Source organism: Embleya sp. NBC_00888 (genome assembly GCF_045207655.1).
In the GTDB taxonomy this organism is placed as follows: domain Bacteria; phylum Actinomycetota; class Actinomycetes; order Streptomycetales; family Streptomycetaceae; genus Embleya.
This window is the reverse complement of the sequence record NZ_CP108785.1, coordinates 5,400,324-5,422,138: the sequence shown is the minus strand read 5'-3', so window position 1 is coordinate 5,422,138 and position 21,815 is coordinate 5,400,324. Positions and strand designations below refer to the sequence as shown.

Here is a 21,815-nt window from a genome sequence, read left to right as displayed (position 1 = left end):
TAACCGCGTTTGTCCACCCGACAATCCCGGGCTATCCGTTACTCCACGAATAGCCTCACGCATGTCGGGTACGCGGCATGGAGTCCGAATTCCCCCGACTCGAGGTGACCGGCATGCCCAGCGGATCGAGCCCCAAGCGGGAACGCCAGTACGAGCACATCAAGGACAGTGCGAAGAAGCGCGGCGAAAGCACCAAGCGGGCCAAGGAGATCGCGGCCCGTACGGTGAACAAGGAACGCGCCCAATCCGGTGAGTCCAAGACCGCAAGCCGTACCTCGCTCAAGGACAAGCCGGCGAGCCAACGTGGGGGGCAACGTTCGCACAGCGGCTCGCAGGGCCCCACCTACGACCAGCTCTACGCGGACGCCAAACGCCGGGGCGTCAAGGGACGCTCCTCGATGAACAAGAAGCAACTCCAGCAGGCCCTGAGCCACTGACCCGCCGAGCGAGACGCGGGCCCGCTCGGCGCCACGCCGGGCGCGGTCGGAAGGGGCGGCGTCCGGCCCTCTCGGCGGTGCGACGACGAAGTCGGGCATCGTACGACCGGATCCTTCACCATGGGGATCGACGCCTCGGCACAGACCATCCGATGCCGACACAGTCTTCATGCCCGCGTCCGGTTTTCCGCATCAGACGACAAAGGCGGCTTCCGACCCAAGTCCCGGGCCGGAAGCCGCCCTTCGCGGTGCGCTACGACGAACGTCCGATGTGGAGCGTGCGGACTCGTGCCCGCGAACTCACGACCCGCCCGTCCATCGGAGCCGGATGTCTAGGCGTACGCCCACCACACCCAGCCCTTGACCCCACTGGCGTTGTGCTTCACGTAGTACCACCAGTTGGCCTCGCCGGCGTCTTTCTGGCAGTACAAGGTGACGTCGGCGCCCTTCTGCAGCAGCCGAAGCACCGTGGAGTTGCTGCTCGGCTTGGATCGCAACCGCACGTTGCTGCCGGAAATCTCCACGACATGGTCCCGGAAGTCCTGATCGCAGGACGGATGCGACGCGGCCGACGCGCCGGGAGCCACGACGACGGCGCCACCGGTGAAGAGCAACGCGGCCGAGGCCGCCATGCCCAGACGACGTCGAAGCGTCATGGATCGCCCTCGGTACTCGCGGTTTGCCGTATCGGATTTCATCGAATCCCCTTTCCGCCCGCACACGCGCGGACGACCCGGAGCGGCGGCACACCGGCCACCGCGTGAGCACAGTCGGCAGTTCAAGCTAGTTCCAGGCCCCGGCGCCGACTATCCGTATCGCGCACACCCAGGTGCCGGATGATCGGCGTTGGGGATCGCCCGATGGTCCACCCGCCAGGCGCCCCCGGCCCCGTGTCCGCTCCTGCGACCGTCTGCGTCTCGCGCCGCGACCGTCGCGACGCCCCCGTTCGCGTCGCCCTTCACCACCAACCAGGCTGTGCAGCCCCTCCTCATGCGCCATGTCGGCGAGGGCTACCCGTGCGTGTGGGCCGCAGACGGCTCCGCCTCGCTCCCCTGCCGCGATCGACCGTTGCGCCACTGAACAACGAGGAGTTCGGGGCGGGTGCGCACCCCTCGGCCCGAGGTCGCCGCTCGCGACACCTTCAAGGGCGAACCCGGCTGTGCCGTGGGCCGGTCGGGTGAACTCTGCTCGCCCGCGCGTGGATCGGTGGCTTCGCGGGCAGGGGCCGCGCGTTTGCCGTGACGCGTGGTCGCGGTGCTATGAGGAGGCGGCCGTGGATGGCGGGATCCTGAGTGAAGGCGAACGGCGGGCGTGGTGCGCCCTCGTGGCGGAACTTCGCCTTGGCACGAGGGCGCATGAGCATGCGCCGGCCGGCGCGACAACGCCCGTACCGAAACTGCGGATCGTCGCAGCCGTGACCGTCCTGGCTCCCGTGGCCGTGGCGTGTGGCGTGATGGCGGCGACCAGGCTGTCGCACCCGCTGGTACTGGTTCCCCTTGCGTCGCTCGCGGCACTGGGCGCACTGCCCCTGATGGCGTGGGCCTCCCGGCATCGGCGTCGGCATCCGTGAACGACGTCCTCACCCGTCGAGCGCACCGATCGGCCGCCCCGATCCTGTTCTGCCTTGCCACTTCTTCCGTGGAGCACGAATGACCGACGTCCAGACCCCCCTGGCGCCTTTCCCGCCCGACGCGGCGGCTCCGCGCTCGTCTCGTCGTGGGACGATCGTGGTGAAGTGGCTGACCACCACCGATCACAAGACGATCGGCAGTCTGTACCTCACGACATCGTTCCTGTTCTTCCTGTTCGGCGGGATCCTCGCGCTCGCGATCCGGACCGAACTGGCCCGGCCTGGGACCCAGTTGCTCTCGAATGAGCAGTACAACCAGGCCTTCACCATGCACGGCGCGATCATGCTCCTGATGTTCGCCACGCCCTTGTTCGCCGGCTTCACCAACTGGATCATGCCGCTCCAGATCGGCGCCCCGGATGTGGCGTTCCCCCGCCTGAACATGCTCGCCTACTGGCTTTACCTGTTCGGTTCGCTGATCGCGGTCGCCGGGTTCCTCACCCCGGACGGGGCAGCCGCCTTCGGCTGGTTCGCCTATACCCCACTCAGCTCGGCCGTGCGCTCACCCTCCGTCGGCGGCGACATGTGGATCATGGGCCTGGCCCTGTCCGGATTCGGCACCATCGTGGGCGCGGTCAACTTCATCACCACGATCATCTGCATGCGCGCGCCCGGAATGACGATGTTCCGGCTGCCGATCTTCTGCTGGAACGTACTGCTGACCTCGGTCCTGGTCATCATGGCATTCCCGGTCCTGGCCGCCACGCTGTTCGCGCTGGAGGCGGACCGCAAGTTCGGCACCCACGTCTTCGACCCCGCCAACGGCGGTGCCCTGCTGTGGCAACACCTGTTCTGGTTCTTCGGCCACCCGGAGGTCTACATCATCGCGCTGCCGTTCTTCGGCATCGTCACCGAGATCCTCCCGGTCTTCGCGCGCAACCCGGTCTTCGGCTACAAGGGTCTGATCGCCGCCACCATCGCCATCGCGGGCCTGTCGGTCACCGTCTGGGCCCACCACATGTTCCCCACCGGTGCCGTGATGCTGCCGTTCTTCTCCCTCATGACGTTCCTGATCGCGGTCCCCACCGGCGTCAAGTTCTTCAACTGGATCGGCACCCTGTGGCATGGGTCGCTCTCCTTCGAAACGCCCATGCTGTGGTCGATCGGCTTCCTGGTCACCTTCCTCTTCGGCGGCCTCACCGGCGTCATCCTCGCCTCACCCCCGCTCGACTTCCACGTGACCGACTCCTATTTCGTCGTCGCCCACTTCCACTACGTCGTCTTCGGCACCGTGGTCTTCGCCATGTTCGCCGGATTCCACTTCTGGTGGCCCAAGTTCACCGGCAAAATGCTGGACGAGCGCCTGGGCAAGATTCACTTCTGGACCCTGTTCGTCGGTTTCCACACCACCTTCCTCGTCCAACACTGGCTCGGGGCCGAGGGCATGCCCCGCCGCTACGCGGACTACCTCGCCTCCGACGGCTTCACCACTCTCAACACGATCTCCACCGTCGGCTCCCTCCTCCTCGGCCTGTCCACCCTCCCGTTCCTGTACAACGTCTGGAAGACACACCGATTCGGCCGCGAGGTGATCGTGGACGACCCCTGGGGCTACGGACGCTCACTGGAATGGGCCACCTCCTGCCCGCCACCGCGGCACAACTTCACCAGACTGCCCCGGATCCGCTCCGAATCACCGGCCTTCGACCTGCGCCACCCCGAGATTGCCGTCCTGGACTACGAGACCCAACGCGGAAGAGAGGGCCTCCTCGACGTCAACCCCGACAAGATGGGCAGATAGGAACCGCGGACCGAAAAGTCTCGACCGGCGACGGCCGCCACCCAGCGGCACGCCGTCGCCGGCCCGACCCCGACTCGACGCGGCGCGCACGCAGTAGAGGAATAGAGGCGCGAGCCTTCGGGTCCTGAATCGGCATTCGCCGTTCGTCGAAGTGTTCGCGACGCGAGGTGACGACGTCCTCGCCACCACGGGAACAACGGCGAGGGCACCCCGGCCCCGTATCCCACTCGCCAAGTTTTCTCCCGGAGGGTCCGGGCACCGGGGAACGATGTGGTTGCTCAGGCTGCCGGGAACATACCGTCCGCAGGCCGACACGAGACTGGTGGCGTCGGCCTTCGTCGACCAGGGGCCGTATCGGGCCGGACAGGTGCTCGATGTGGGCACCGGAACCGGCGCAGTGGCGCTCGCCGCAACCACCGCCGGTTCCCGGGCGTGTTCGGTAACAGCCATCGACGTCTCCCGCAAAGCCGTGTGGACCACCCGCCTCAACAGCGCCTGGCGGCGGGGACGCTTGTCCGTCTTGCGCGGAGATCTACTGGAACCGGTCGCCGGACAAACCTTCGACGTGGTGTTGGCGAATCCCCCGTACGTCCCCTCACCCGAGGAGAACGCCCCCACCCACGGGCGAGCACGCGCGTGGGACGCAGGCACCGACGGACGACTCGTTCCTGGACCAGCTGTGCACCCAGGCCCCACGGCACCTCAATCCCGGCGGGACACTCCTGGTCGCGCATTCCGCGCTGTGCGGCGCGGGAACGACCCCAGGCCTCCTGGAGCCCCTCGGCCTGCACGCCGAAGACGAAACGCCCACCGAGCCATTTCCACCGTCAACCGCACGCAGGTGACTGCGGATCGGCCCGGTCCCCGAATTCTCCCGGCCTCGCATCCCCACTCCGGCTGATCCGCCCGCGACACCACAACGTGTCGCGGATGACCGCGCCCCCTCGGGGTATCGGCAGAAACCGAAACGATCAACGCTTTCGCGTTTGCACTCCCGGAAATCGGATTAACCCGGAAAACAGGACAAGGCACCGCCATGCGCCCACCGGCCGACGGCGAACTCGAAACGATTGGAAGCATCATGGTCATGCCCTCGACCGGCCGTCCCCTTCGAGCCGCCCTCACCCTCACCGCGCCCCTCCTGATGTGGACACTCGCGAACTCGCCGGGACTCGCGCACGCCTCCCCCCTCCCCACGAACGACGGTCGACCGACCCTGACCGCCGACCGCACCGGCACACTGGACCCCGCCGGCGATCGCATCACCGTGACAGGCCGCGGCTTCCAGCCCGGCAGCGAGGTGCGCGTCAAAACGTGCGACCCCGCCCAGGGCTCCGACAAGGCATGCGACACCGACCTCGGTGAAGAGCCCGTTCGGGTCGACACCGACGGCTCCTTCGCCCGGGAGTTGCGCGTACGCGCCGCGTTCGGTCCCGTCGACTGCCTGCGCACCCGCTGCGCCGTGGCCACCACCAAGGTCGGCGGCGGCGGGGACCGCAGCCAGGAGAGCTACCTCTCGATCGGGTTCCGCGGCGAAGTCCCCGGACTGCCGGCCACCTGGGCACCAATCCCCTCGGCCACGCCCGGCAGCGACGGCGCGACGGCCACACAGCCCTCGCCGGCAAGTCCCTCGTCCCCCACCGACTCGGCGCCCCCGAGTGCACAGGACACCGACACCGACGAGAACCCCTGGGTACTCCCCGCCATCATGGCGGGCGTGATCGCGGTCGTCGCCGTGATCGTGGTGTTCGTGGTCCGCAACCGACACCAGGCCGGTACGGGACGAGGCAGCGGCGACAAGTAGATCCGAGACCGGGCGTGGACCACGAGACTTGGGAATTGGGGCATGGGCGTGGGACCAAAAACGGCGCGTCGCGTGCGCGGACGTTATGAGGCTTTCGGTCGCGAGTGAGATGGGCTGTTCCAGGGAGCGGGCGTGACTCGCTCGATCCCGCTTCGGGTGCTGCCGGCGCCGGGGCGGGTACTCGTCCCGTTGCGGCAGCCGTCCGCTCGCCTCGGAAGAAGGGACCCGGATGTCGACTGTGCAGACGACAGCGCGAACGAATCGTCTCCAGCGGGTTCGTCACCGCGCCGGGTTGGACGGCTCGTGATGCCGAGTACCGCTCTGATCGTCATCGACATGATCAACGCCTACGAGCACGAGGACGCCGAGGCATTGGTCCCCTCGGTACGTGAGGCCCTACCCGCGATGCGGCGGCTGATCGACCGCGCCCGCGGACACAAGGCGGACGTGGTCTACGTCAACGACAACTTCGGCAGGTGGCGCTCGCACCATGACGAGATCCTCGATGCCGCACTGCACGGGCGGCACGCCGACCTCGTCGAGCCGATCCGGCCGGACGACACCTCGATGTTCGTCGTCAAGGCCCGCCACTCGATCTTCTACCAGACACCCCTCGAATACCTGCTGAACCAGCAGGGCGTGCACCGGATCGTGCTCTGCGGCCAAGTAGCCGAGCAGTGTGTGCTGTACTCCGCGCTCGACGCCCACATCCGCCACTTCGAGGTGACCGTGGCCGCGGACGCGATCGCGCACATCCACGCGGACCTCGCGGACGCCGCCGTAAGCATGATGGAACGCAACATGGGTGCCACCGTCCTACCCACCGACCGGATCGAGTTCTCCTGACCACCGGGGCGAGCGCCCGCCATCCGGAGCCCCTCGGCCTTGTCACCACACCGGGCACGCACCCCGCTCGGATGAACTTGGTCCGTCGGAACCAATCGGGGCGATCGCCGCTCTCGGAGCGGGTCCGGCTCCGGACAGGCGTCACGGTCGGCGACCACCGCCCGGGTCGAGGCGAGTGTCAGGCCGCCGGGACAAATCAGTCCCAGGCATGGTGGTGGGCATAGGCCGGTGGCACCTGCCAGGCCCGCATCCGCATCAGCCATCACCTCCGGCGGCATTGGGGGATGCCGCCCCTCGCCAAGGCGTCGATCGCGTCGGCCGGAAACCGGCAGCCGGCATCTGCTCGATCCGGGTACGGCGGCGGTGTGGCCCAGTACCGGCCGCCTCGACGAGACACTGGGCCATCCCGGTCCTCAGGTGCGGGATAAGCACCTCCCACGTGTCCGAATCCGTGTCATCGCTCAAGGCAGCAGGCGCACGATGCCTGTCGATAGGGTTCCTCACCCTTCCCCCGCCCGAGGTCCGGCGTTCGGGACTCTCGGGTCTCGCATGGGCGGACTGCCACAGGGTGGGCGGTGTACCCCTGCATGCGAAGGAGTCACGATGCCGGATTCCGCCCGCCCGCGCGACCGGGCCGCAGACCACCCGCCGGTTCCGGTGCCCGGATCGGCCCGACCTGCGGGCGGGGGACGGCCGCAGGTGGTCACTCTCGACGTCGAAGAGGAGTTTCTGCTGCTGAACCGCGAGGACGGGGAGCCCGTCGCGTGTGCGGAGGCGGTTCGTGCGGCGGCCGACCTACAGCCCGCGCTCGAGGATGGTGAAGTACAACCGGAGATGCTCCAGGTCCAGGTGGAGGTGGCGACCCCGGTGTGCGAGAGCCTCGACGAAGTCGGCGAACACCTGCTGCGGCTGCGGCGGGCGGTCTCCGCTGCGGCCGAGCAGACCGGGCGCATGCTCGCGCCTTGCGGTTCGGCGGCCTTCGCCTCCGAGGGGCGGGCGTCGGTAACGGCACGTCCGCGCTACCGGTCCCTGCACACGGACGCTCCGCAACCGGTCGACGAGCAATTGATCAACGGTATGCACGTCCACGTGGGGATACCCGACCGCGACGCGGGCGTCGCCGTGATCAATCGGCTGCGGCCCTGGCTGCCACTCCTGGTGGCGATGTCCGCGAACTCTCCCATGTGGCACGGCGACGACACCGGCTTCGCCGGCTGGCGTACCGTCGTCTTCGGCCGCTGGTCGGTCAGCGGCATCCCGCCGCTGTTCGCCGATGCCGGCGACTACGACCGGCGCGTGGACGATCTCCGGGACGTCGGGGCGCTGCGAGATCGCGGCAGGATCTACTGGCAGGCCCGGCTCTCGGAGCGGTACCCCACCGTCGAGGTGCGCGCCATGGACGTGCAACTGCGCGTCGACGAGGCGGTGCTCCTCGCGGGGGTCGTCCGTGCGTTGATCACGACGGCCCTGACCGAGGACACGGCAGGCGCCCCCCTTGCCCGACCGGCCCCAGAGCTCCTGGCCGCAGCCCAATGGCACGCCGCGCGCTACGGCTTGGGCGACGCGCTCATCGACCCGCGGATCCCCCAACGCGTCCCCGCCGCGGACCTGGTCGGCCGGTTGATGGACCACGTACGGCCGGCCCTCGAGGACGCCGGCGACGCAGAGCGCGTCACCGCACTGGTGCACCGATTGCTCGCCGAAGGAACCGGCGCCCAACGACAACGCGCGGCCATGCGCCGCGGCGGCCCCGAAGCGCTCATGGACCTGCTTGCCACCGAGACGACCGCGGCCCCACAACCCCACCAGTAGAAGCGGCAACCCCATCGGGAGACACGCACGGACAGACCCACCCCGACCGACGGTGCCTCGAGACCGACCGTCGACGTCGATCACGAAACGGTCGAGCGCTCGACGTGCCCGGCGGGGGTCAGCAGCCGATGACGCGGGCAATCGCCATGCGATCGGCGCGCAGCGCGGCGCGGGCGGCGTTCGCGCCGCAGGCCCCGTGCACACCCCCGCCGGGGTGAGCGGATGCGGAGGCCAGATACAGCCGACGGACCGGCGTGCCCGATCCGCCCGTGCCCGGGACGGGGCGGAAGACCAACTGCTGGTGCAGCGCGGCGGATCCACCATTGAGGGCGCCGCCGACCAGGCTCTCGTCCGCCACCTCCAGAGCGATCGGGGACATGATCCGGCGCGCGGTAATCCGAGCGCGAAACCCCGGCGCGAAGGACTCGACCCGTGCTTCGAGGCGATCGGCGTACGCTTCCGTCTCCGCAAGGTCCCAGCGTCCGGTCAGACCACCTCCGAGGTCCTCGGTGACGTGCCTGGGGACGTGTGTGTAGGCCCAGGCGGATTCCGTTCCGGCCGGGGATCGAGTGGGGTCCGTCGTGGTCATCTGTCCCAGCAGCAGGAACGCGCGGGCGGGCAGTCTGCCCGAGCCCACCTGTACGGCGTAGTCGGAGAGTTCCGCGAGGTCGCCGACCAGATGCACGGTGCCGGCTTCGGACGCCGCATCCGCTGTCCATGGGATCGGCCCGTTGAGGGCCCAGTCGACCTTGAACGTCCCCGGGTCCCAGGCGAACCGACGCAGGTCCTCGCGCAGCCGCGTGGGCAGGTCGTCCCACGAGACGAGCCCGCCGTACAGCGCCGGCGCCGGGACGTCGGCCAGCACTGCCCGGCGCGCCCGCACAGCCTCGCCGTCCGCCGTACGTACTCCCAGAGCCGCACCGCCGCGCACGACGACCGACGTCACCCGCGAGCCACAGCGGACGTTGCCGCCCTTGGCGGTGAGGCGTCGAACCAGCGCGTCGGTCAACGTGCCCGCGCCGCCCACCGGCACAGGCCAACCGCACTGCTGGCCGAGCATGGCCAGGAGCCAGCCGTATGCCGCGCTCGGGGCGGTCTCCGGCAACAGATCGGCGTGCAGTGCGCAGCCGGGAACGTGCGCGGACCTGGCCGCGATCGCCGAGGTCTGCCATCGTCGTGGTCGACCGCTGATCGTCGACGAGGCGTGGGGCGCCCACCTGCCGTTCCACCCCGACCTGCCCACCTGGGCGATGGATGCGGGCGCCGACGTCTGCGTGACCAGCGTGCACAAGATGGGCGGCGGGCTGGAACAAAGCTCGGTCTTCCACCATCAGGGCGACCTCGTGGACCCCGACGTCCTCGCCTCCCGCGCCGACCTTCTCGGCACTACCAGCCCCAACGTCCTGATCTACGCGGCCCTCGACGGTTGGCGCGCGCACATGGTCGCCGACGGACACCGCCTGCTCGACGCCGCGCTGCGTCGGGCCCGCTCGGTGCGCACGAGCATCGAGGAGATCGACGGCCTGCACGTCGACCACGCAGAGTTCCTGGGCCCACAACGTGCCTACGACCTCGACCCGCTCCAGGTCATCATCGACATCAACACGCTGGGCCCCAACGGCTACACCGCCGCGGACTGGCCGCGCGAGCACCACCGGATCAACCTGCATGTCTCCGACCACCGCCGGATCAGCGCGCAACTGACCTACGCCGACGACGACCACACCACCGAGAAGTTGCTCCAAGGGCTCCGAGACCTGGCGGCACACGCCGACTCGATGGCGGACGAGCGGGGTAGCGTCCAGGTTCCCGCTCCGCACGAACTGCGGCTGGAACAAGTACTCCTGCCCAGGGACGCCTTCTTCGCCCGCACCGACCAGGTGCCTGTCCGCGACGCGGTCGGCCGCATCAGTGCCGAAATGCTCACGCCCTACCCCCCGGGCATCCCCGCCGTGCTGCCCGGCGAACGGCTCACGGCCCCGGTCGTGGACTACCTGACGTCCGGAGTCCGGGCCGGCCTGGTCGTTCCGGACGCGGTGGACCCCAAAGTCGGCAGCATCCGGGTGGTCGACGAAGAACTCGACGAGTAAGCGCCGATCAAAGGCGAACACGCGCGGGCAGCGGGCTGTTCGACTGCGAAATCCACGTCCCCGGCAGCTCGTTCGTCGAGTGTCGGTCTCCGTTGCTCGAGTTCCCGACCGTCGCCCGCGCCGGAATGGCCGAACTCCGCCAGACACAAGAACGGGTATCAAATCGGGACGGCGGGACAGGCTCGGGTGATGTCATCTGTGTCTTGGGGGCGACTCGTGGTGCGCCCGCAGTGGTCGGGGCGGAGCTGCAGGGGATCGGGCGGTCGGCGACCCGCGCGTGGCGAGGTCCAGGGTGCGAGCGGGATCTGGTCTGGCAGTCGGCCAAGGCCGCGCTCGCGGCGGTGCTCAGTTGGGCCGTGGCAGGGTGGTGGCTGCGGGCCCCGATGGCGATCATGGCGCCCTGGGTGGCGATCGTGCTCGTTCAGGCGACGGTGTACCGATCGGTGGCTCATGCTCTCCAGGTCCTGGTGTCGATGACCTTCGGCACACTGATCGCCGCCCTCGCCTGGGTGATGTGCGGCAGCACCATCGGGGCGATGGCGGCGGTGCTGCCGATCACGATGCTGCTCGGCAACTGGCGACGGTTCGGGGACAAGGGGATGTACAGCTCGACCAGCGCGCTGTTCGTGCTGTCCTACGGCCCGGTCACCGGCGCCACCATCGGACACCGTCTCGGGGAGGCACTCCTCGGAGCCCTGATCGGACTCGCGGTGAACTTCCTGATCCGGCCGCCGATGCACCTGCGGGACAGCCGCCGCGCCGCGCTCGACGTAGCGGACGAAGTCGCGGAGATCCTGGCCGAGTCGGCCACCGGGCTGCGCAAGCAATGGGACGCGTCGGCGACGGACGAACGGTATCGGCGAGCACTGCGGGTCTCCCGACGGTGGGAGGACCTGCGGGCGGCCACCGAATACGCGCGCGAGAGCGTCCGGATGAACCCGCGCCGGCACCGCCATGGCCCGGTACCGGAGATCGAGCACGGCTTCCTGCCCACGCTGCAGGACCTGGCGGCCCGCACGATCGCGATCACCAGGACCATTCGGGACACTGCGCGAGCGGACGGGGTGGACCTGACCCCGGACGGCAGAACGTTGGCGCCCTACGCGGCCTTCCTGGAGGCACTGGCACGAGCGGTGCGCGAGTACGGACGGGCCGTGGCCACGACCGGCACCACCTCGGCGCGGCCTGACGCAACAGCCTCACCGGACACGCAACTGCGCCGCGTCCGGGAGGATTTGGACCAAGCCGTCGAACTCCACTCCGTACTGTCCGAGCGTCTGCCCGAGGCGGCGCGATCGGGCCCGATGACGACGGCGCCGACCGGTTCCCTACTCGCGGAGGCGGGCCGGCTGCTGAGCGATCCGAAAGTCGACCCGGACAACGGTCTTCACCGGGTCGGAGACTGAGCAGCGTCGCGCCAGAGCAGTCATGTCGGCTTGGCTACCCCGGCTCGCCAAACTCGCCCGTCCCCCTCGCCGCTCCTCGTCCTGGTGGTGCTCGGCTTCGCGTTCCTGGTGCCGATGCCCTACGTCGTGGTCCGACCGTCCGCGACGCTCGACACTCTCGGCGAGAGCACGGACGGACCCACGGTCCGGCTCGCCGGCCCCTCCCCGTGTATCCGACCGCCGGACACCTTCTGTCGACCGCGATCGGGGTCAGCGCTCGCAGCGAAAAGCACTACGGCGAGAGGTGCCGGCTCGCCGTCGGCCCACGCCAGGACCAGGGCACAGTCGCCAAGCGGTCCACACGGGATCGCCCAGGCACGACACCACCGGGAACGGCGCGTCGACGGACTGGGCTTGGAGTGCCGCTCCGCGCGGATGCGGTTCTCGGGGCCGAAGATCCGCGGTATGCCATGACAACGCACAAGAACCGGCCAGACGAACATCGCGACAAGAGCGCCGGCGGCCGGGTCGACGCCGAGAATCGCGGCTGGTCCCCTTCCGTGAATGCCACCCACCAGGAGGACAACGACAGCGCGCACCGCTCGTTCCACCCCGACGACTACGCCCGCCCCCGGGCCCGGACGGACCGTGTCGAAGGAGGAGACCGAAGAGGTCACCGGCGACACGGTCGAGAGCACCGGCCGACGCGGCGAGGAACAGAGCGGGAAATCCGGCGACAAAGGCACCCATGACCGAGGCCCCAAGGGCCCGTCCCGCCGACCCGGCGGAGGCGAGGACGCCTCCGCCGCCACCGGCGTCGACCCCCAGGACGCGGACTCCCCCGACCCGCGCGCCCACGCCGCGCCTGACATCCGGATCCGGCGGACGGGACCGGTGGTCGAATTCGGGCACCCGAGGTGCTTGTCGTCCCCTGTGCCGGACGTCGCCGTTAGGATCCGTGCCGGAGGTTCTGCGGCGTTCTCGCCTGATCAGAAACGAGGCGCCGTCTCGACCGTACTCGGTGCCGTCGTCTCCGGACCCGGTTGGCGTGGGGGTACGCAGGGGCTCGGCGGGGAGTCGGATCGCGACCGGGCGCGCCCGCCTGTGAACGCCGCCCATCCGGATGGGCTGTTCTACCCCGGGGGCGGCGGCACTCCAAGCCATTGTGCACAGCGTGCCACCTGCCCGTGCGGTCGATCGCCCCACACCTCGACGAAATCCTGAGCGGCATGTCTGCGGATCGCCTTGGCCATCGCCGCCAGGCGTCGTGCCCGTGTGTGCAGTCGCGCGAGCGCGGCGGCCGGTCGGAGCTCCCGTTCCGGTCCCGGCCGGCGACCCCGACGCGCCGCAGGAGTCACTCGGGCTGGCGCGATGTCTCCGCTGTTCCGCCGTTCTCACCGCTCCCCGGGGAGGCCGAGTTCGGCCGACCGAGTGCCGACGTCGGCGGCCGGGTCGACGGTGGCGCGGGCAGCCGGTCTGGGCGTCCTCGTCGTAGGACAGGTCCCCGGGGAGGATGCCGCCGGCGCCGATGCCCGGAACCAGGAAGCGGAACGCGAACGGCACCGGGCCTTGTCGATTCGTCAGGTCCGGCAACGGCTCAGCCCCGGACGGGTTCACCGGCAGACGCGACTCCGGCGCGTCCAACGCCAGGCCCCCGGTTGGCTGTTCACGTGCCCCGGTATCGGCCGCGGCCGTCCCCTCCCCGCACGGTGACAACGGTTCGAGCATGCACACCCACACACCGCCACCACAAGAGGAGCGCAGGAAGGACGCGAACGGCGGCCGAACCCGGCGGCGGGTGGCGAACTGGCGGACGATCCGCACACCGCCGACGCCCGAGCACAACGTCCGGGCGTCCGTAGGCGAGCACGTGAGCGAGGTCCTCGCGGAACGAGGCGAGAGCTTCGGCCGGTGCTTCTATGACGGCCTCGATCTCGCTGTCGCTCAACCGCAGGTCTTCCAGCGCCTCAGGGGCGAGCAGGACACGGCGGTCTTCTCGTCCAGGCCGAAGACCTCGACGAGGTGGAGCGGGTCGGGGCCGTCGACGAGGGCTTCTTCGAGTCGGCGATCCGCGTGGAGTCGGTCCGGGGTGGCTCCTTGGCCGCAGAACTCGCGGTCGATGTATCAGCCGCTGATCGGGGCCGGTCTCCAGCGCGGTGTTCATGTTGACGATCAGGTGCGGGTTGGCGGTGTTCGGCCGGCGCCGGCGATCCAGCCAGGCCGGCAGAGTCTGCCGGGACAGGTCGTCCAGGGGTGGGAGCATCCGTTGAGGAGGATTCGGCGGCTGCCGGGGTCGACGTCGTCCGATTGGAGGGCGCGGATGGCTCCGGGCCGGGCGGCGTGGATCGCGGCCCGGACGAGGGCGAGACGCCCGGCCGGGCTGGTCACGGCCTCGGCGGAACGGGCCACCAGCGCGGGCGGCAGCGGCTGCAGCACGGTGGTGACCCGCTCGCCGACCTGATCCGGGATGTCGGGTTGCGGAAGACGACGCCGTTCTTCCTCGCCCAGGCGAACAAGGACCGCAGCCGGCTGCCCGACATATGTCACGTGTTGCCGGCCCTCGCCTTCCGGAAAGGCGCGCCTCGGGCACCCTTTCGTGCACGCCGCCGGAGAAGACCGTGATCCGGTGGCCGGACCGGCCCACCGGATCACGCGTACGGGTCCCGCTCGGCGATGCGCCGGAGAGCCGGCTCCTATCGCCCGCTCAACCGATGGCCCGCACCGATTGGGGGCCTCCGACGTAGGACAGCCCGCGGCCGGGGGCCAGGTTCGTGACGAAGGTGGCGCAGCTCGTGCCGAGGTAGACGCTCACCGTCTTGTTCGTCTCGTTGCTCATCGAGGTTGCCCGGACCTGGAGGGTGATACAGACGTTGTCCGGCGGGTTGGCGACCCTGAACTCCTGTCCGTTGGTGTTGAAGTACCGGAAATTTCCCGTGGCGGCCTGCGCGTTGGTGGTCAGGCCGGTCGCCAGCACGACTGCCGTACCGACTGCCAGGCCAGTCCTGACCAGGTGGGTGAGTGCAAGCATGGTGGAGGTTCCCTTTCCGTGTGCGCGCCGGCTTCCAATGTTCCGGCGTCTCCACCATCGTCGGGTCGCACCGCGACTGCCGGACCCCCCTGATGTCGGGGATGTACGTCCGGCCGCTCATCGTGTTATCGCGGCGACGAGTTCATCGCGCCCGTCTGCGCCGGTCTTGCGGAAGACCGCCTTGAGGTGGTCGTTCACCGTGTACGCGGACAGGTCGAGGCGGCGGGCGATCTGCTTGACGGACGCCCCGATGCGCAGTTGTGCGACGACGTCGCGTTCGCGGGCAGTGATGCCGTACCACTCGGCCAGGGACGGCAGGACCAGGTCCCACGTGGCCCCCTGGATGACGAGCGCGACATCGCCGGCGGCGTCCGCGTCGAGCGCCTGGCCCTGGCAGGTGATCCAGCGGCCGTGGACCGCCGGGGGCACGCAGACCAGGGGAACCGACGCGTCCTGCCGACGCGCTGCCGCCCGGGCGGCGAGGGAGAGCGAGACGAAGGAGGTGTGCGGCGCCCACGCGGGCATGGTGTGCGCGGACCACTGGTCCAGCCACAGGCGTGCCTGGGGGCTGACGGCCTTGATCCGATGGTCGGAGCCGACGGTGATCACTCCCGCCGGAAGAGGGGGTACCTCGGGGCAGAGCGGGCCGGCTGTCGCGTACCGGCGCAGGGCGGCCACCAAGGCCGGTACCAGCCGGGCCGCCCGCTGCGCATCGTCCTGACCGAACGGCGCCGCGCCCTCGCAGCGGAGCAGCCCGAGAGCCCCCCACAAGCCGTGCCTGTCCCGGAGCAGCAGCCGCAACCCCGAACTCGCCCCATGCGCGGTGAGAATCTCCCGCAGACGCGGTTCCGGCGACCCGTGCGCGTCCGTGCCCACGACCACAGCCGGAGTCCGTGGGAGAGCCGGAACCGCCGGTTGCCGCGGGTCACCGCTCAGATACTGGTGCATGACGAGCGCGCTGACCAGTTCGGGGTCGTACTGGTGCCAGAAACTGAAGCTGCCCAGACCGAGACCGGTTGCCGGGTCGGTTGCCAGCAGGCTCAGCCCGTCGTGAGCCACGATGGGGGCGACCACGCGGGAGATCCCGGCCCCGACCTGATCGGGCCCGGTGTGCCGGCTCGCCGCGGCATGGACATCCCGCGCCAAGCGCCTGTCGTCGAAGAGCGAAAGGCTCATGACACCCGATTATCCCTGAATATGCAGGCGTCCGGGCAGCGGACACGGTGTCCCGGGGCCGGGGTGGGGGAGATCGAGGACGTGGAATTCGGCCTCGGGGCCGGGCCGCCGGCCCAGGCCCGCGACCGTACGCGGGCTCGGCACCACGGTGCTCGCCTCCAGGTGCGTCACCCGACCGGTGCTGTCGGCGAGTCCCGCCACGGCGCTGTCCGGGCCGGCGGACGAACACAACGGCGGCACGACAGCGCCTCCGACCGCAGAGCAGCGCTGGTCGAAGCTTCAGGCGAAGCTGTCCGCGATCACGGGCCAGTGGACGGACCAGAAGTACAGCGGCTCGATCTCGACCAAGATCCCCAATACGGCGCTCCTCGGCAACGGCGACGTCGGCGTGACCTCCGGCGGCAGCGTCGGCGTGAAGACGTTCCACATCTCCAAGAGCGACTTCTGGAACGGAAACGGCAGCACCCAGCCGCTCCCGATCGGCGGCATCACGCTGAAGTCGACAGCAGGGTGGCGAAAATCTCGCAGTCGGGGCCAAGGCGACCGCGAGCAGTGCCTTCCTCGCACCCGACCGCGCGGTCAACGGCCAGTGGGCCCCGGGCTACGAAGGCTGGGTCTCCACCGTCGGCAAGCCCCAGTGGATCACCCTCGACCTGGGCTCCGAGCAGACCATCGCACGGTACGTCATCCGCAACGACGAAGCCGCCCGCCCCGGCACCCAGGCATTCAACACCAAAGACCTCGCCGTCCCAACCAGCCGGGACGGCAGCACCTGGACCGACGTCGACATCGTCACCGGCAACACCGCCGCGGTGATCGACCGGAACGTCGCCACGTTCACCACGCGCCACCTGCGGCTGTACATCGCCGAACCCACCCAGGGCACCACCGACGACTCGATCCGCAACCCCCGTGCACGCATCGGTCAGTTGGAGTTGTACGCGCTGCCGAAGACCGCGCCGGATCCGGGCGCACCGAGCCCCGATGCCTTCCACGAGGTGCAGCGGATCCTGGACGCCCACGTCACCACCTCCGTCGTGATGGACGGCGTCACACTGGCGTTGGACACCTGGCTTGCGGCCGAGGACAACATCCTGGTCGTCACCGTGACCTCGAAGGGGACTTCGCCGGTGGAGCTGGTGGCCCAGACGTGGGCCCGCGCGAACTCCCCCTCGTACCCGGCGACCGCCGGGGTCAGCGGGGACACCGCCTGGGCGCAGCGGTCGACCGCCTCCGGCACCAACTGGCTGTCGACGGCCGCCTTGGCCACTCGGGTGTTGGGAGCCGACTCCGTACAGGCGCCGATGGTGAAGGGGGCGACCGCAAGCACCGTGTTCACCCTGCGGCCCGGCCAAACCGCGACGATCGTGACGGCCGTCAGCGGCGGCGGCAAGAACCCCGGCGGGGTGCAGACGGACGCGGTCCGGGCGGCGGGCGCGCAGAACGGACGCACGCTTTCCACACTCGCAACGAAGCATGCCCACTGGTGGAAGCGGTACTGGCTGGCATCAAGCATCGACATCGGCAACCCGGTGTTGGAGAAGTACTACTACGCGGCCCAGTACTTCATCGGCTCGGCCAGCCGGCCCGGCAAGGTCGCCCCCGGCCTCTACGGCGTCTGGACCACCACGGACCAGGCCGGCCGGCACGGCGACATCCACCTGAACTACAACGCCCAGGCCCCCTTCTACGGGGTCTACTCCAGCAACCGCCCCGAACTCGCCCTGCCCTTCCACGACGTGATCCTCGACTACGTACCGGAGGCGCAACGCCGGACACAGGGAGAAGAGGGCGGCGCGAGCCGGGACGGGCGTGAGGGTGGCGTTGGGCCGGGGTCGGGCAGCACCTGGTCGGTGCGGGCAGGCCTGGGTTCGGCGTGGGCAGGCACGCTGAGCGCATGCGCCCCGACGAGTTCGAGTGGTTCGACGGTCACGACGCGAGCGAGTTTGCGAACGCCGCCTGCCGGGCATGGATGGCGGCCGACCACGCCCGGCGTGAACGCGCGGCCGGGCGGTGGACGCCGAACGCCGCGGGAACGCGACCTCGCCGGCCAGGTGTGGCGGGTGTTGACCGGGCCTCCGGCGCCCGGGGCGTTCGAGCCCGGCGCCGACGACGACCCGCTCGTGTGGTGGGGTCTGGCCCACGCCGGGACCGTCGCGGTCACGGTGCCGATCCTCGTCGAATACGCCGCCGTTCCCGCGTCGTCGACGCTGCCGGCGGCCCTGGTCGCCTGCTGCGACGCGCATGCCGTCGTGAAGCCGTGGTGCGAGGCGGTGGACGCGGACATGAGCCGGCGCCCGCCCGAACACCCTGCCTCCGCCTGGGAACAGGCGTGGGTAAGCCCCTCGAGCGCGCTCTACGAGGACCTGCTGTTGTTGTCCGAGGCGCGGGTGGCGTTGATCGGGCTGTGCACGATCGTGATGGACCCCCCGACGTGATCGGCCGGCGAGGGAGGGGCCGGCACCCGCACCGGGGATGCGAATGCAGGGTTCGGCACGGTCGCGGCCGCGCGAAAAAGAGGCACGCCCAAGCGGACCGCCCGCTCGGGAGCCGGCAGCGGGACCGGTTGTCCACAACGCGCACAGGTCCGATGAGCCCAGGATAATTCATATATGACCGATTCAGACCTTTTGCTGAAATTCATATCTCTCGATGCCTCGGATGAACAATCCAGGAGTGATCCCTACCGGATTCAGGTGCTGGTCCGAGGGGTCGTGCTGAGCGGCCAAGTGATCGCCGTGAGTGCTTTCGTGGGGGAAGCACTCTCCCCGGACCAGAAGCAGAAGTACGAAAAGAACCACTCCGTCGAGGACGACGCGAGGGCGTACCTGCACTTGCACACGGACTCGGAAGGGGAGGTCGGGAAGGCCCGGCGACAGAAAATACGGATCCGAATCGATCACATCGATGCCTGGTGGCCGAGCACCTGACGGGAGAGGCCGCGCAACGACCCGGATCCCGTATCGGCAACCGACATGTAGCCGCGCAGTGGGATGGCCTTCGCCACGATCACGACCGGTTCCACTGTGTCGGGCGGCGTCACCGCAGGCCTGTTCACGACTCGGGCCGCCGGAAGACAGGCCAAGGCCACAGCCGAACAGCCCCCGCCGGCATCCGGCGCCCTCAGCGTCCTGGACGACCTGGTGCGCCGAGCGGAGCCTTCACCCGGCCGACCGCACCGACACTCGGGGACTTCCCGCGAGCAACGGACCGGGAACGGAGCTCCGCACCTGCGACAAGAGGAAGAGGATCTCCCGAACGTGACCATCCCGGCTTCCCAGGCTCCGTCACTACCGGCCTGTCCGGGTGAACGAGCACGTCGACACGGCGGAACACGGACACCGACCCGGGCGGCGACTTCAGCCTGCGGGAGATGGACTCCACCCCGATGCCCGAGCCGCTGCGCCGGGCGGCTATTCAACTCGCCGCCGAGGCGATCTGCCACATCCGGGACGTCCTTCGCTTCAGCGAACCGAACGTCACCGACGACGCGACCGCGAACCGGGTCCCCAGGCGAAGGACCGGGCCCGTCTCGCGGCCCTGCTCGCCCCGTCCGAGGACGCGATCGGCGAGCCGAGCCTGCGTGCGCGGCAGGCGCCGGCGAACGCCGGGTCGAGCGACCCGCAGGACCTGTTCATCCGGGTGTGCCTGTACGGCTTGCACGCCACGCTCTGCGGGGACGTCGACACCCTCGACGACTACCTGCCGCCGCAGGTGGCGGAGATCGCGCACCAAGTGGCCGACGCCCTCGAGGAATGCCAACCCGCGCGTCCGGTCGTGGTCTTCGTCGCGATTCGCGTCGCGGTTTCGCGGACGAACTCCTCCCACGCCGGGACTTCCCGCTTCCCGATTACTCACGTCCGGGGCCGTCGAGGTTCAGAGCACCGTGAACAGGTGTCGGGTCCCGGTGACGTCCAGGAGTTCGGCCACGATCGGCGGCACCTCGTGCAGGACCACCAGCGCGTCCAGGGCCCGGGCCCGGCGACGGGCGCTCAGGAACGCGTCGAGTCCGCGACAGTCGCAGAACCGGACGGCGTACAGGTCCACATGGAGCTCGGCCGAGCGGTGGTGCAGGCAGCGATGCAAGGCCCGTCGCAGGTCCGGCGCGGTGTCGACGTCGATCTCCCCGGCGGGTGTGACCAGCGCGAAGGGACCGGCGAGGACGGTGTCGACGATCAGGATCGGGTCCGCGGGCATCGGGTGTCCTTCGGGATGTATCCGGGGACGGGCGGGCACGGCCCATCGAACGAGCCGATGTCGAAACCGCGCGGGGCGACGCGGCAACACAGGATTCCTTCCCCGCTCCCGCGACGGCATTCCGCCGGGTGCGGGGCGGCGCTCTTGAACGCGGGCTCGCCGAAGCCGGCCGCGTGGACGGCCCGGGCGGCCTCGGCGGGCTCGATGTGGCCGACCCCAATGAGTTCTGCCACGAGCAGGCAGATCGCGCCGTCGTCCGTCAGCGACCCGAAGGCCCCGACCAGGGTGTGGTGAGGTCGCCGTCACCCTGGCAACCACAGGAGGTCATGTCGAACGTGCCGTCGTAGTCCTCGTCGACGAATTCCCTGCCGGTGATCCGGACGCGGAATCAAAGGGACACGCAGGGCCCGTTCACCCGTCGACGCCCGCGCCGTCCACGAGAGCCTGCCCATCCGCGTCACCCACCTCCAGCCCCTGATCGCCCAGGGTCCCTGCGCCCGGATCTGGGGGCGGGTGCGGTCGTGGGTGCCGCAACTCTTCGCCCGCTACACGGATGGCACCGCACTGTTGGCCACTCGTAGAGTCCACGGGATGCAGGTGCAGCGCCGACGACGACCAGCCCTACCGACGGGCTCCGCGTCGCCGGCACTCGGGCCGCCCCGTTCTGCACGAGGCGGCCCGACATCCGTCCGAGGAGCGGCGGGGCGGCGGGCTCGGCGAGGAGCCCCGCAGGGGCGGATGCCGTGCCGGGCGCCACAACGAGGCAAACGTTGCCCGGCGCGGCACAAGGTCGGAGGGCGCGCGGCTCGGGCGACGCCCCCGTTGATCACGGGCCGCACAGCGCGGCGGCCAACACCCTTTCCACTGCTCGGCGTTGGGCGTCGTCAGGCTTCAGGCCCAGTGGGTTGTAGGACACGGCGACACTGCGGTGGCCGTCCTCGGTGGTCCAGAGTTCGGTCATGAATCCCGGTGCGCCGCCGGGTGGCCCCACACCGACTTTCCGCAGGGCAGGACTTCCGATTCCAGACCGAGGCCGTATCGGTACGGCGCGCCCGCGTCGATCGTGTCGGTCATCTCGCGCAGTTGCGCGGGCCGGAGCAGACGGCCCGTCGCCAGGGCGCGGATGAAGCGGGTCAAGTCCCGGGCGGTGGAGAGGATTTCGCCGGACGCGCCGGCCTGGGAGGCGTTGAACTCGGTGACGTCGATCGGCTGCGGCACGAGTTCCGCGTACGCGTGGGCGTGCGGTCCGGGGATCGTGGCGGACGTGCCGGGGAAGGTCGTGTGTGTCATGCCGAGCGGTCGCAGCACGCGCGGTGACCTCGTCCGCGTAGGTACGACCGGTGACCTTCTCGATCAGCATTCCCGCGAGGACGTAGTCGGTGTTCGAGTAGCGGTAGCCCGTGCCCGGATTGAAGTACGGCGGCTGCCGGACACCGGCGGCGACCTTGTCCTTCGCCGTCCAGGTCTGCCAACGGCCGTGCAGGTACCAGTTCTCGCTACCGATATCGAGTGCGTACACGTAGTCGTGGATGCCTGCCTGGTGTCGGAGGACCTGCCGTACGGTGATCCCGGGACCGCCCGGGACCACGCCCGGCAGGTAGTGCTCGATTGGGGTGTCCAGGCCGATTCGGCCTTCGCCGACGAGTTGCAGGACCACGGTCGCGATGAA

General features: G+C 69.7%; 20 protein-coding genes and 2 pseudogenes. 12 read left to right on the top strand and 10 right to left on the bottom strand.

The annotated features are described in order from the left end of the window. Nucleotides 1–113 precede the first annotated feature (113 nt). Nucleotides 114–437 (top strand): plasmid stabilization protein, encoded by a 324-nt coding sequence (locus OG948_RS58120; protein ID WP_331773141.1) that lies wholly within the window; start codon nucleotides 114–116, stop codon nucleotides 435–437. Nucleotides 438–769: 332 nt separating this feature from the next. Here the strand turns inward: OG948_RS58120 and OG948_RS58115 are convergent, their stop codons facing one another. After that, entirely contained in the window at nucleotides 770–1,093 is a 324-nt protein-coding gene (locus OG948_RS58115) for an SH3 domain-containing protein (RefSeq protein WP_331773140.1), read from the bottom strand. A 758-nt stretch (nucleotides 1,094–1,851) separates the two neighbouring features. Between OG948_RS58115 and OG948_RS58110 the strand changes: the two genes are divergently transcribed. From OG948_RS58110 to OG948_RS58085, 6 genes are all read left to right on the top strand, one after another. Continuing rightward, nucleotides 1,852–2,007 carry a hypothetical protein gene (locus OG948_RS58110; protein WP_331773139.1) on the top strand — a complete coding sequence of 52 codons (156 nt, stop codon included), beginning with the start codon at nucleotides 1,852–1,854 and terminating at the stop codon, nucleotides 2,005–2,007. A 79-nt stretch (nucleotides 2,008–2,086) separates the two neighbouring features. Next, a complete protein-coding gene (gene ctaD / locus OG948_RS58105) occupies nucleotides 2,087–3,808 on the top strand; it encodes a cytochrome c oxidase subunit I (protein WP_331773138.1) in 1,722 nt (573 codons plus the stop codon). A gap of 268 nt (nucleotides 3,809–4,076) precedes the next feature. Then, on the top strand, nucleotides 4,077–4,709 hold the full coding sequence (locus OG948_RS58100; protein ID WP_331773137.1) for a methyltransferase: 633 nt from the start codon (nucleotides 4,077–4,079) through the stop codon (nucleotides 4,707–4,709). A gap of 186 nt (nucleotides 4,710–4,895) precedes the next feature. Continuing rightward, complete coding sequence (locus tag OG948_RS58095; RefSeq protein ID WP_331773136.1) at nucleotides 4,896–5,612, top strand: neocarzinostatin apoprotein domain-containing protein; 717 nt, start codon at nucleotides 4,896–4,898, stop codon at nucleotides 5,610–5,612. Nucleotides 5,613–5,918: 306 nt separating this feature from the next. Further along, the gene (locus OG948_RS58090; protein WP_331773135.1) at nucleotides 5,919–6,458 is read left to right on the top strand and encodes an isochorismatase family cysteine hydrolase; all 540 of its coding nucleotides are present in this window, start codon (nucleotides 5,919–5,921) and stop codon (nucleotides 6,456–6,458) included. Between the two features lie 699 nt (nucleotides 6,459–7,157). Further along, nucleotides 7,158–8,270 (top strand): glutamate--cysteine ligase, encoded by a 1,113-nt coding sequence (locus OG948_RS58085; RefSeq protein ID WP_406300938.1) that lies wholly within the window; start codon nucleotides 7,158–7,160, stop codon nucleotides 8,268–8,270. Between the two features lie 118 nt (nucleotides 8,271–8,388). Here the strand turns inward: OG948_RS58085 and OG948_RS58080 are convergent. Then, nucleotides 8,389–9,399, bottom strand: a pseudogene (locus OG948_RS58080) (phytoene desaturase family protein); the annotation flags it as partial. Between OG948_RS58080 and OG948_RS58075 the strand changes: the two are divergent. Together OG948_RS58075 and OG948_RS58070 are read left to right on the top strand one after the other, a co-directional pair. After that, on the top strand, nucleotides 9,329–10,360 hold the full coding sequence (locus OG948_RS58075) for an aminotransferase class I/II-fold pyridoxal phosphate-dependent enzyme (RefSeq protein ID WP_406300838.1): 1,032 nt from the start codon (nucleotides 9,329–9,331) through the stop codon (nucleotides 10,358–10,360). The pseudogene OG948_RS58080 and the gene OG948_RS58075 sit on opposite strands and share 71 nt — an antisense overlap. Before the next feature lie 203 nt (nucleotides 10,361–10,563). Continuing rightward, the gene (locus OG948_RS58070) at nucleotides 10,564–11,766 is read left to right on the top strand and encodes an FUSC family protein (RefSeq protein ID WP_406300837.1); all 1,203 of its coding nucleotides are present in this window, start codon (nucleotides 10,564–10,566) and stop codon (nucleotides 11,764–11,766) included. A 2,151-nt stretch (nucleotides 11,767–13,917) separates the two neighbouring features. On the opposite strand, the gene OG948_RS58065 is transcribed toward OG948_RS58070, so the two are convergent. From OG948_RS58065 to OG948_RS58045, 5 genes are all read right to left on the bottom strand, one after another. Next, nucleotides 13,918–14,292: a hypothetical protein gene (locus tag OG948_RS58065; protein WP_331773132.1), complete on the bottom strand. Its 375-nt coding sequence runs from the start codon at nucleotides 14,290–14,292 to the stop codon at nucleotides 13,918–13,920. A gap of 157 nt (nucleotides 14,293–14,449) precedes the next feature. Next, the gene (locus tag OG948_RS58060) at nucleotides 14,450–14,773 is read right to left on the bottom strand and encodes a hypothetical protein (protein WP_331773131.1); all 324 of its coding nucleotides are present in this window, start codon (nucleotides 14,771–14,773) and stop codon (nucleotides 14,450–14,452) included. 117 nt (nucleotides 14,774–14,890) lie between these two features. Then, complete coding sequence (locus tag OG948_RS58055) at nucleotides 14,891–15,949, bottom strand: helix-turn-helix transcriptional regulator (protein ID WP_331773130.1); 1,059 nt, start codon at nucleotides 15,947–15,949, stop codon at nucleotides 14,891–14,893. A 9-nt stretch (nucleotides 15,950–15,958) separates the two neighbouring features. Beyond that, nucleotides 15,959–16,150 (bottom strand): hypothetical protein, encoded by a 192-nt coding sequence (locus tag OG948_RS58050; RefSeq protein ID WP_406300836.1) that lies wholly within the window; start codon nucleotides 16,148–16,150, stop codon nucleotides 15,959–15,961. A 78-nt stretch (nucleotides 16,151–16,228) separates the two neighbouring features. Continuing rightward, complete coding sequence (locus OG948_RS58045; protein ID WP_406300835.1) at nucleotides 16,229–16,438, bottom strand: hypothetical protein; 210 nt, start codon at nucleotides 16,436–16,438, stop codon at nucleotides 16,229–16,231. A 62-nt stretch (nucleotides 16,439–16,500) separates the two neighbouring features. Between OG948_RS58045 and OG948_RS58040 the strand changes: the two are divergent. The 3 genes and pseudogenes from OG948_RS58040 to OG948_RS58030 all read left to right on the top strand — a co-directional run. Beyond that, a pseudogene (locus tag OG948_RS58040) lies at nucleotides 16,501–16,812 on the top strand (discoidin domain-containing protein); the annotation flags it as partial. Nucleotides 16,813–16,989: 177 nt separating this feature from the next. Then, entirely contained in the window at nucleotides 16,990–18,387 is a 1,398-nt protein-coding gene (locus OG948_RS58035; protein ID WP_406300937.1) for a glycosyl hydrolase family 95 catalytic domain-containing protein, read from the top strand. A gap of 174 nt (nucleotides 18,388–18,561) precedes the next feature. Beyond that, nucleotides 18,562–18,879, top strand: coding sequence for a hypothetical protein (locus OG948_RS58030; protein ID WP_331773127.1), 318 nt, complete (start codon nucleotides 18,562–18,564; stop codon nucleotides 18,877–18,879). Between the two features lie 946 nt (nucleotides 18,880–19,825). Here the strand turns inward: OG948_RS58030 and OG948_RS58025 are convergent. The 3 genes from OG948_RS58025 to OG948_RS58015 form a co-directional block, all read right to left on the bottom strand. Further along, a complete protein-coding gene (locus OG948_RS58025; protein ID WP_331773126.1) occupies nucleotides 19,826–20,146 on the bottom strand; it encodes an STAS domain-containing protein in 321 nt (106 codons plus the stop codon). Nucleotides 20,147–20,972: 826 nt separating this feature from the next. Continuing rightward, nucleotides 20,973–21,107 (bottom strand): hypothetical protein, encoded by a 135-nt coding sequence (locus OG948_RS58020; protein ID WP_331773125.1) that lies wholly within the window; start codon nucleotides 21,105–21,107, stop codon nucleotides 20,973–20,975. Then, nucleotides 21,104–21,454: a serine hydrolase domain-containing protein gene (locus OG948_RS58015; protein ID WP_331773124.1), complete on the bottom strand. Its 351-nt coding sequence runs from the start codon at nucleotides 21,452–21,454 to the stop codon at nucleotides 21,104–21,106. The genes OG948_RS58020 and OG948_RS58015 overlap by 4 nt, the downstream gene beginning before the upstream one ends. Between the last annotated feature and the right edge of the window lie 361 nt (nucleotides 21,455–21,815).

Bases quoted from the DNA above. Each gene is read 5' to 3' on its own strand.
- OG948_RS58120 (WP_331773141.1), top strand. From the start codon at position 114: ATGCCCAGCGGATCGAGCCCCAAGCGGGAACGCCAGTACGAGCACATC.
- OG948_RS58115 (WP_331773140.1), bottom strand. From the start codon at position 1,093: ATGACGCTTCGACGTCGTCTGGGCATGGCGGCCTCGGCCGCGTTGCTC.
- ctaD (WP_331773138.1), top strand. From the start codon at position 2,087: ATGACCGACGTCCAGACCCCCCTGGCGCCTTTCCCGCCCGACGCGGCG.
- OG948_RS58100 (WP_331773137.1), top strand. From the start codon at position 4,077: ATGTGGTTGCTCAGGCTGCCGGGAACATACCGTCCGCAGGCCGACACG.
- OG948_RS58095 (WP_331773136.1), top strand. From the start codon at position 4,896: ATGCCCTCGACCGGCCGTCCCCTTCGAGCCGCCCTCACCCTCACCGCG.
- OG948_RS58090 (WP_331773135.1), top strand. From the start codon at position 5,919: ATGCCGAGTACCGCTCTGATCGTCATCGACATGATCAACGCCTACGAG.
- OG948_RS58075 (WP_406300838.1), top strand. From the start codon at position 9,329: ATGGCCAGGAGCCAGCCGTATGCCGCGCTCGGGGCGGTCTCCGGCAAC.
- OG948_RS58060 (WP_331773131.1), bottom strand. From the start codon at position 14,773: ATGCTTGCACTCACCCACCTGGTCAGGACTGGCCTGGCAGTCGGTACG.
- OG948_RS58055 (WP_331773130.1), bottom strand. From the start codon at position 15,949: ATGAGCCTTTCGCTCTTCGACGACAGGCGCTTGGCGCGGGATGTCCAT.
- OG948_RS58045 (WP_406300835.1), bottom strand. From the start codon at position 16,438: ATGCCGCCGATCGGGAGCGGCTGGGTGCTGCCGTTTCCGTTCCAGAAG.
- OG948_RS58035 (WP_406300937.1), top strand. From the start codon at position 16,990: ATGGACGGCGTCACACTGGCGTTGGACACCTGGCTTGCGGCCGAGGAC.
- OG948_RS58030 (WP_331773127.1), top strand. From the start codon at position 18,562: ATGACCGATTCAGACCTTTTGCTGAAATTCATATCTCTCGATGCCTCG.
- OG948_RS58025 (WP_331773126.1), bottom strand. From the start codon at position 20,146: ATGCCCGCGGACCCGATCCTGATCGTCGACACCGTCCTCGCCGGTCCC.
- OG948_RS58020 (WP_331773125.1), bottom strand. From the start codon at position 21,107: ATGACCGAACTCTGGACCACCGAGGACGGCCACCGCAGTGTCGCCGTG.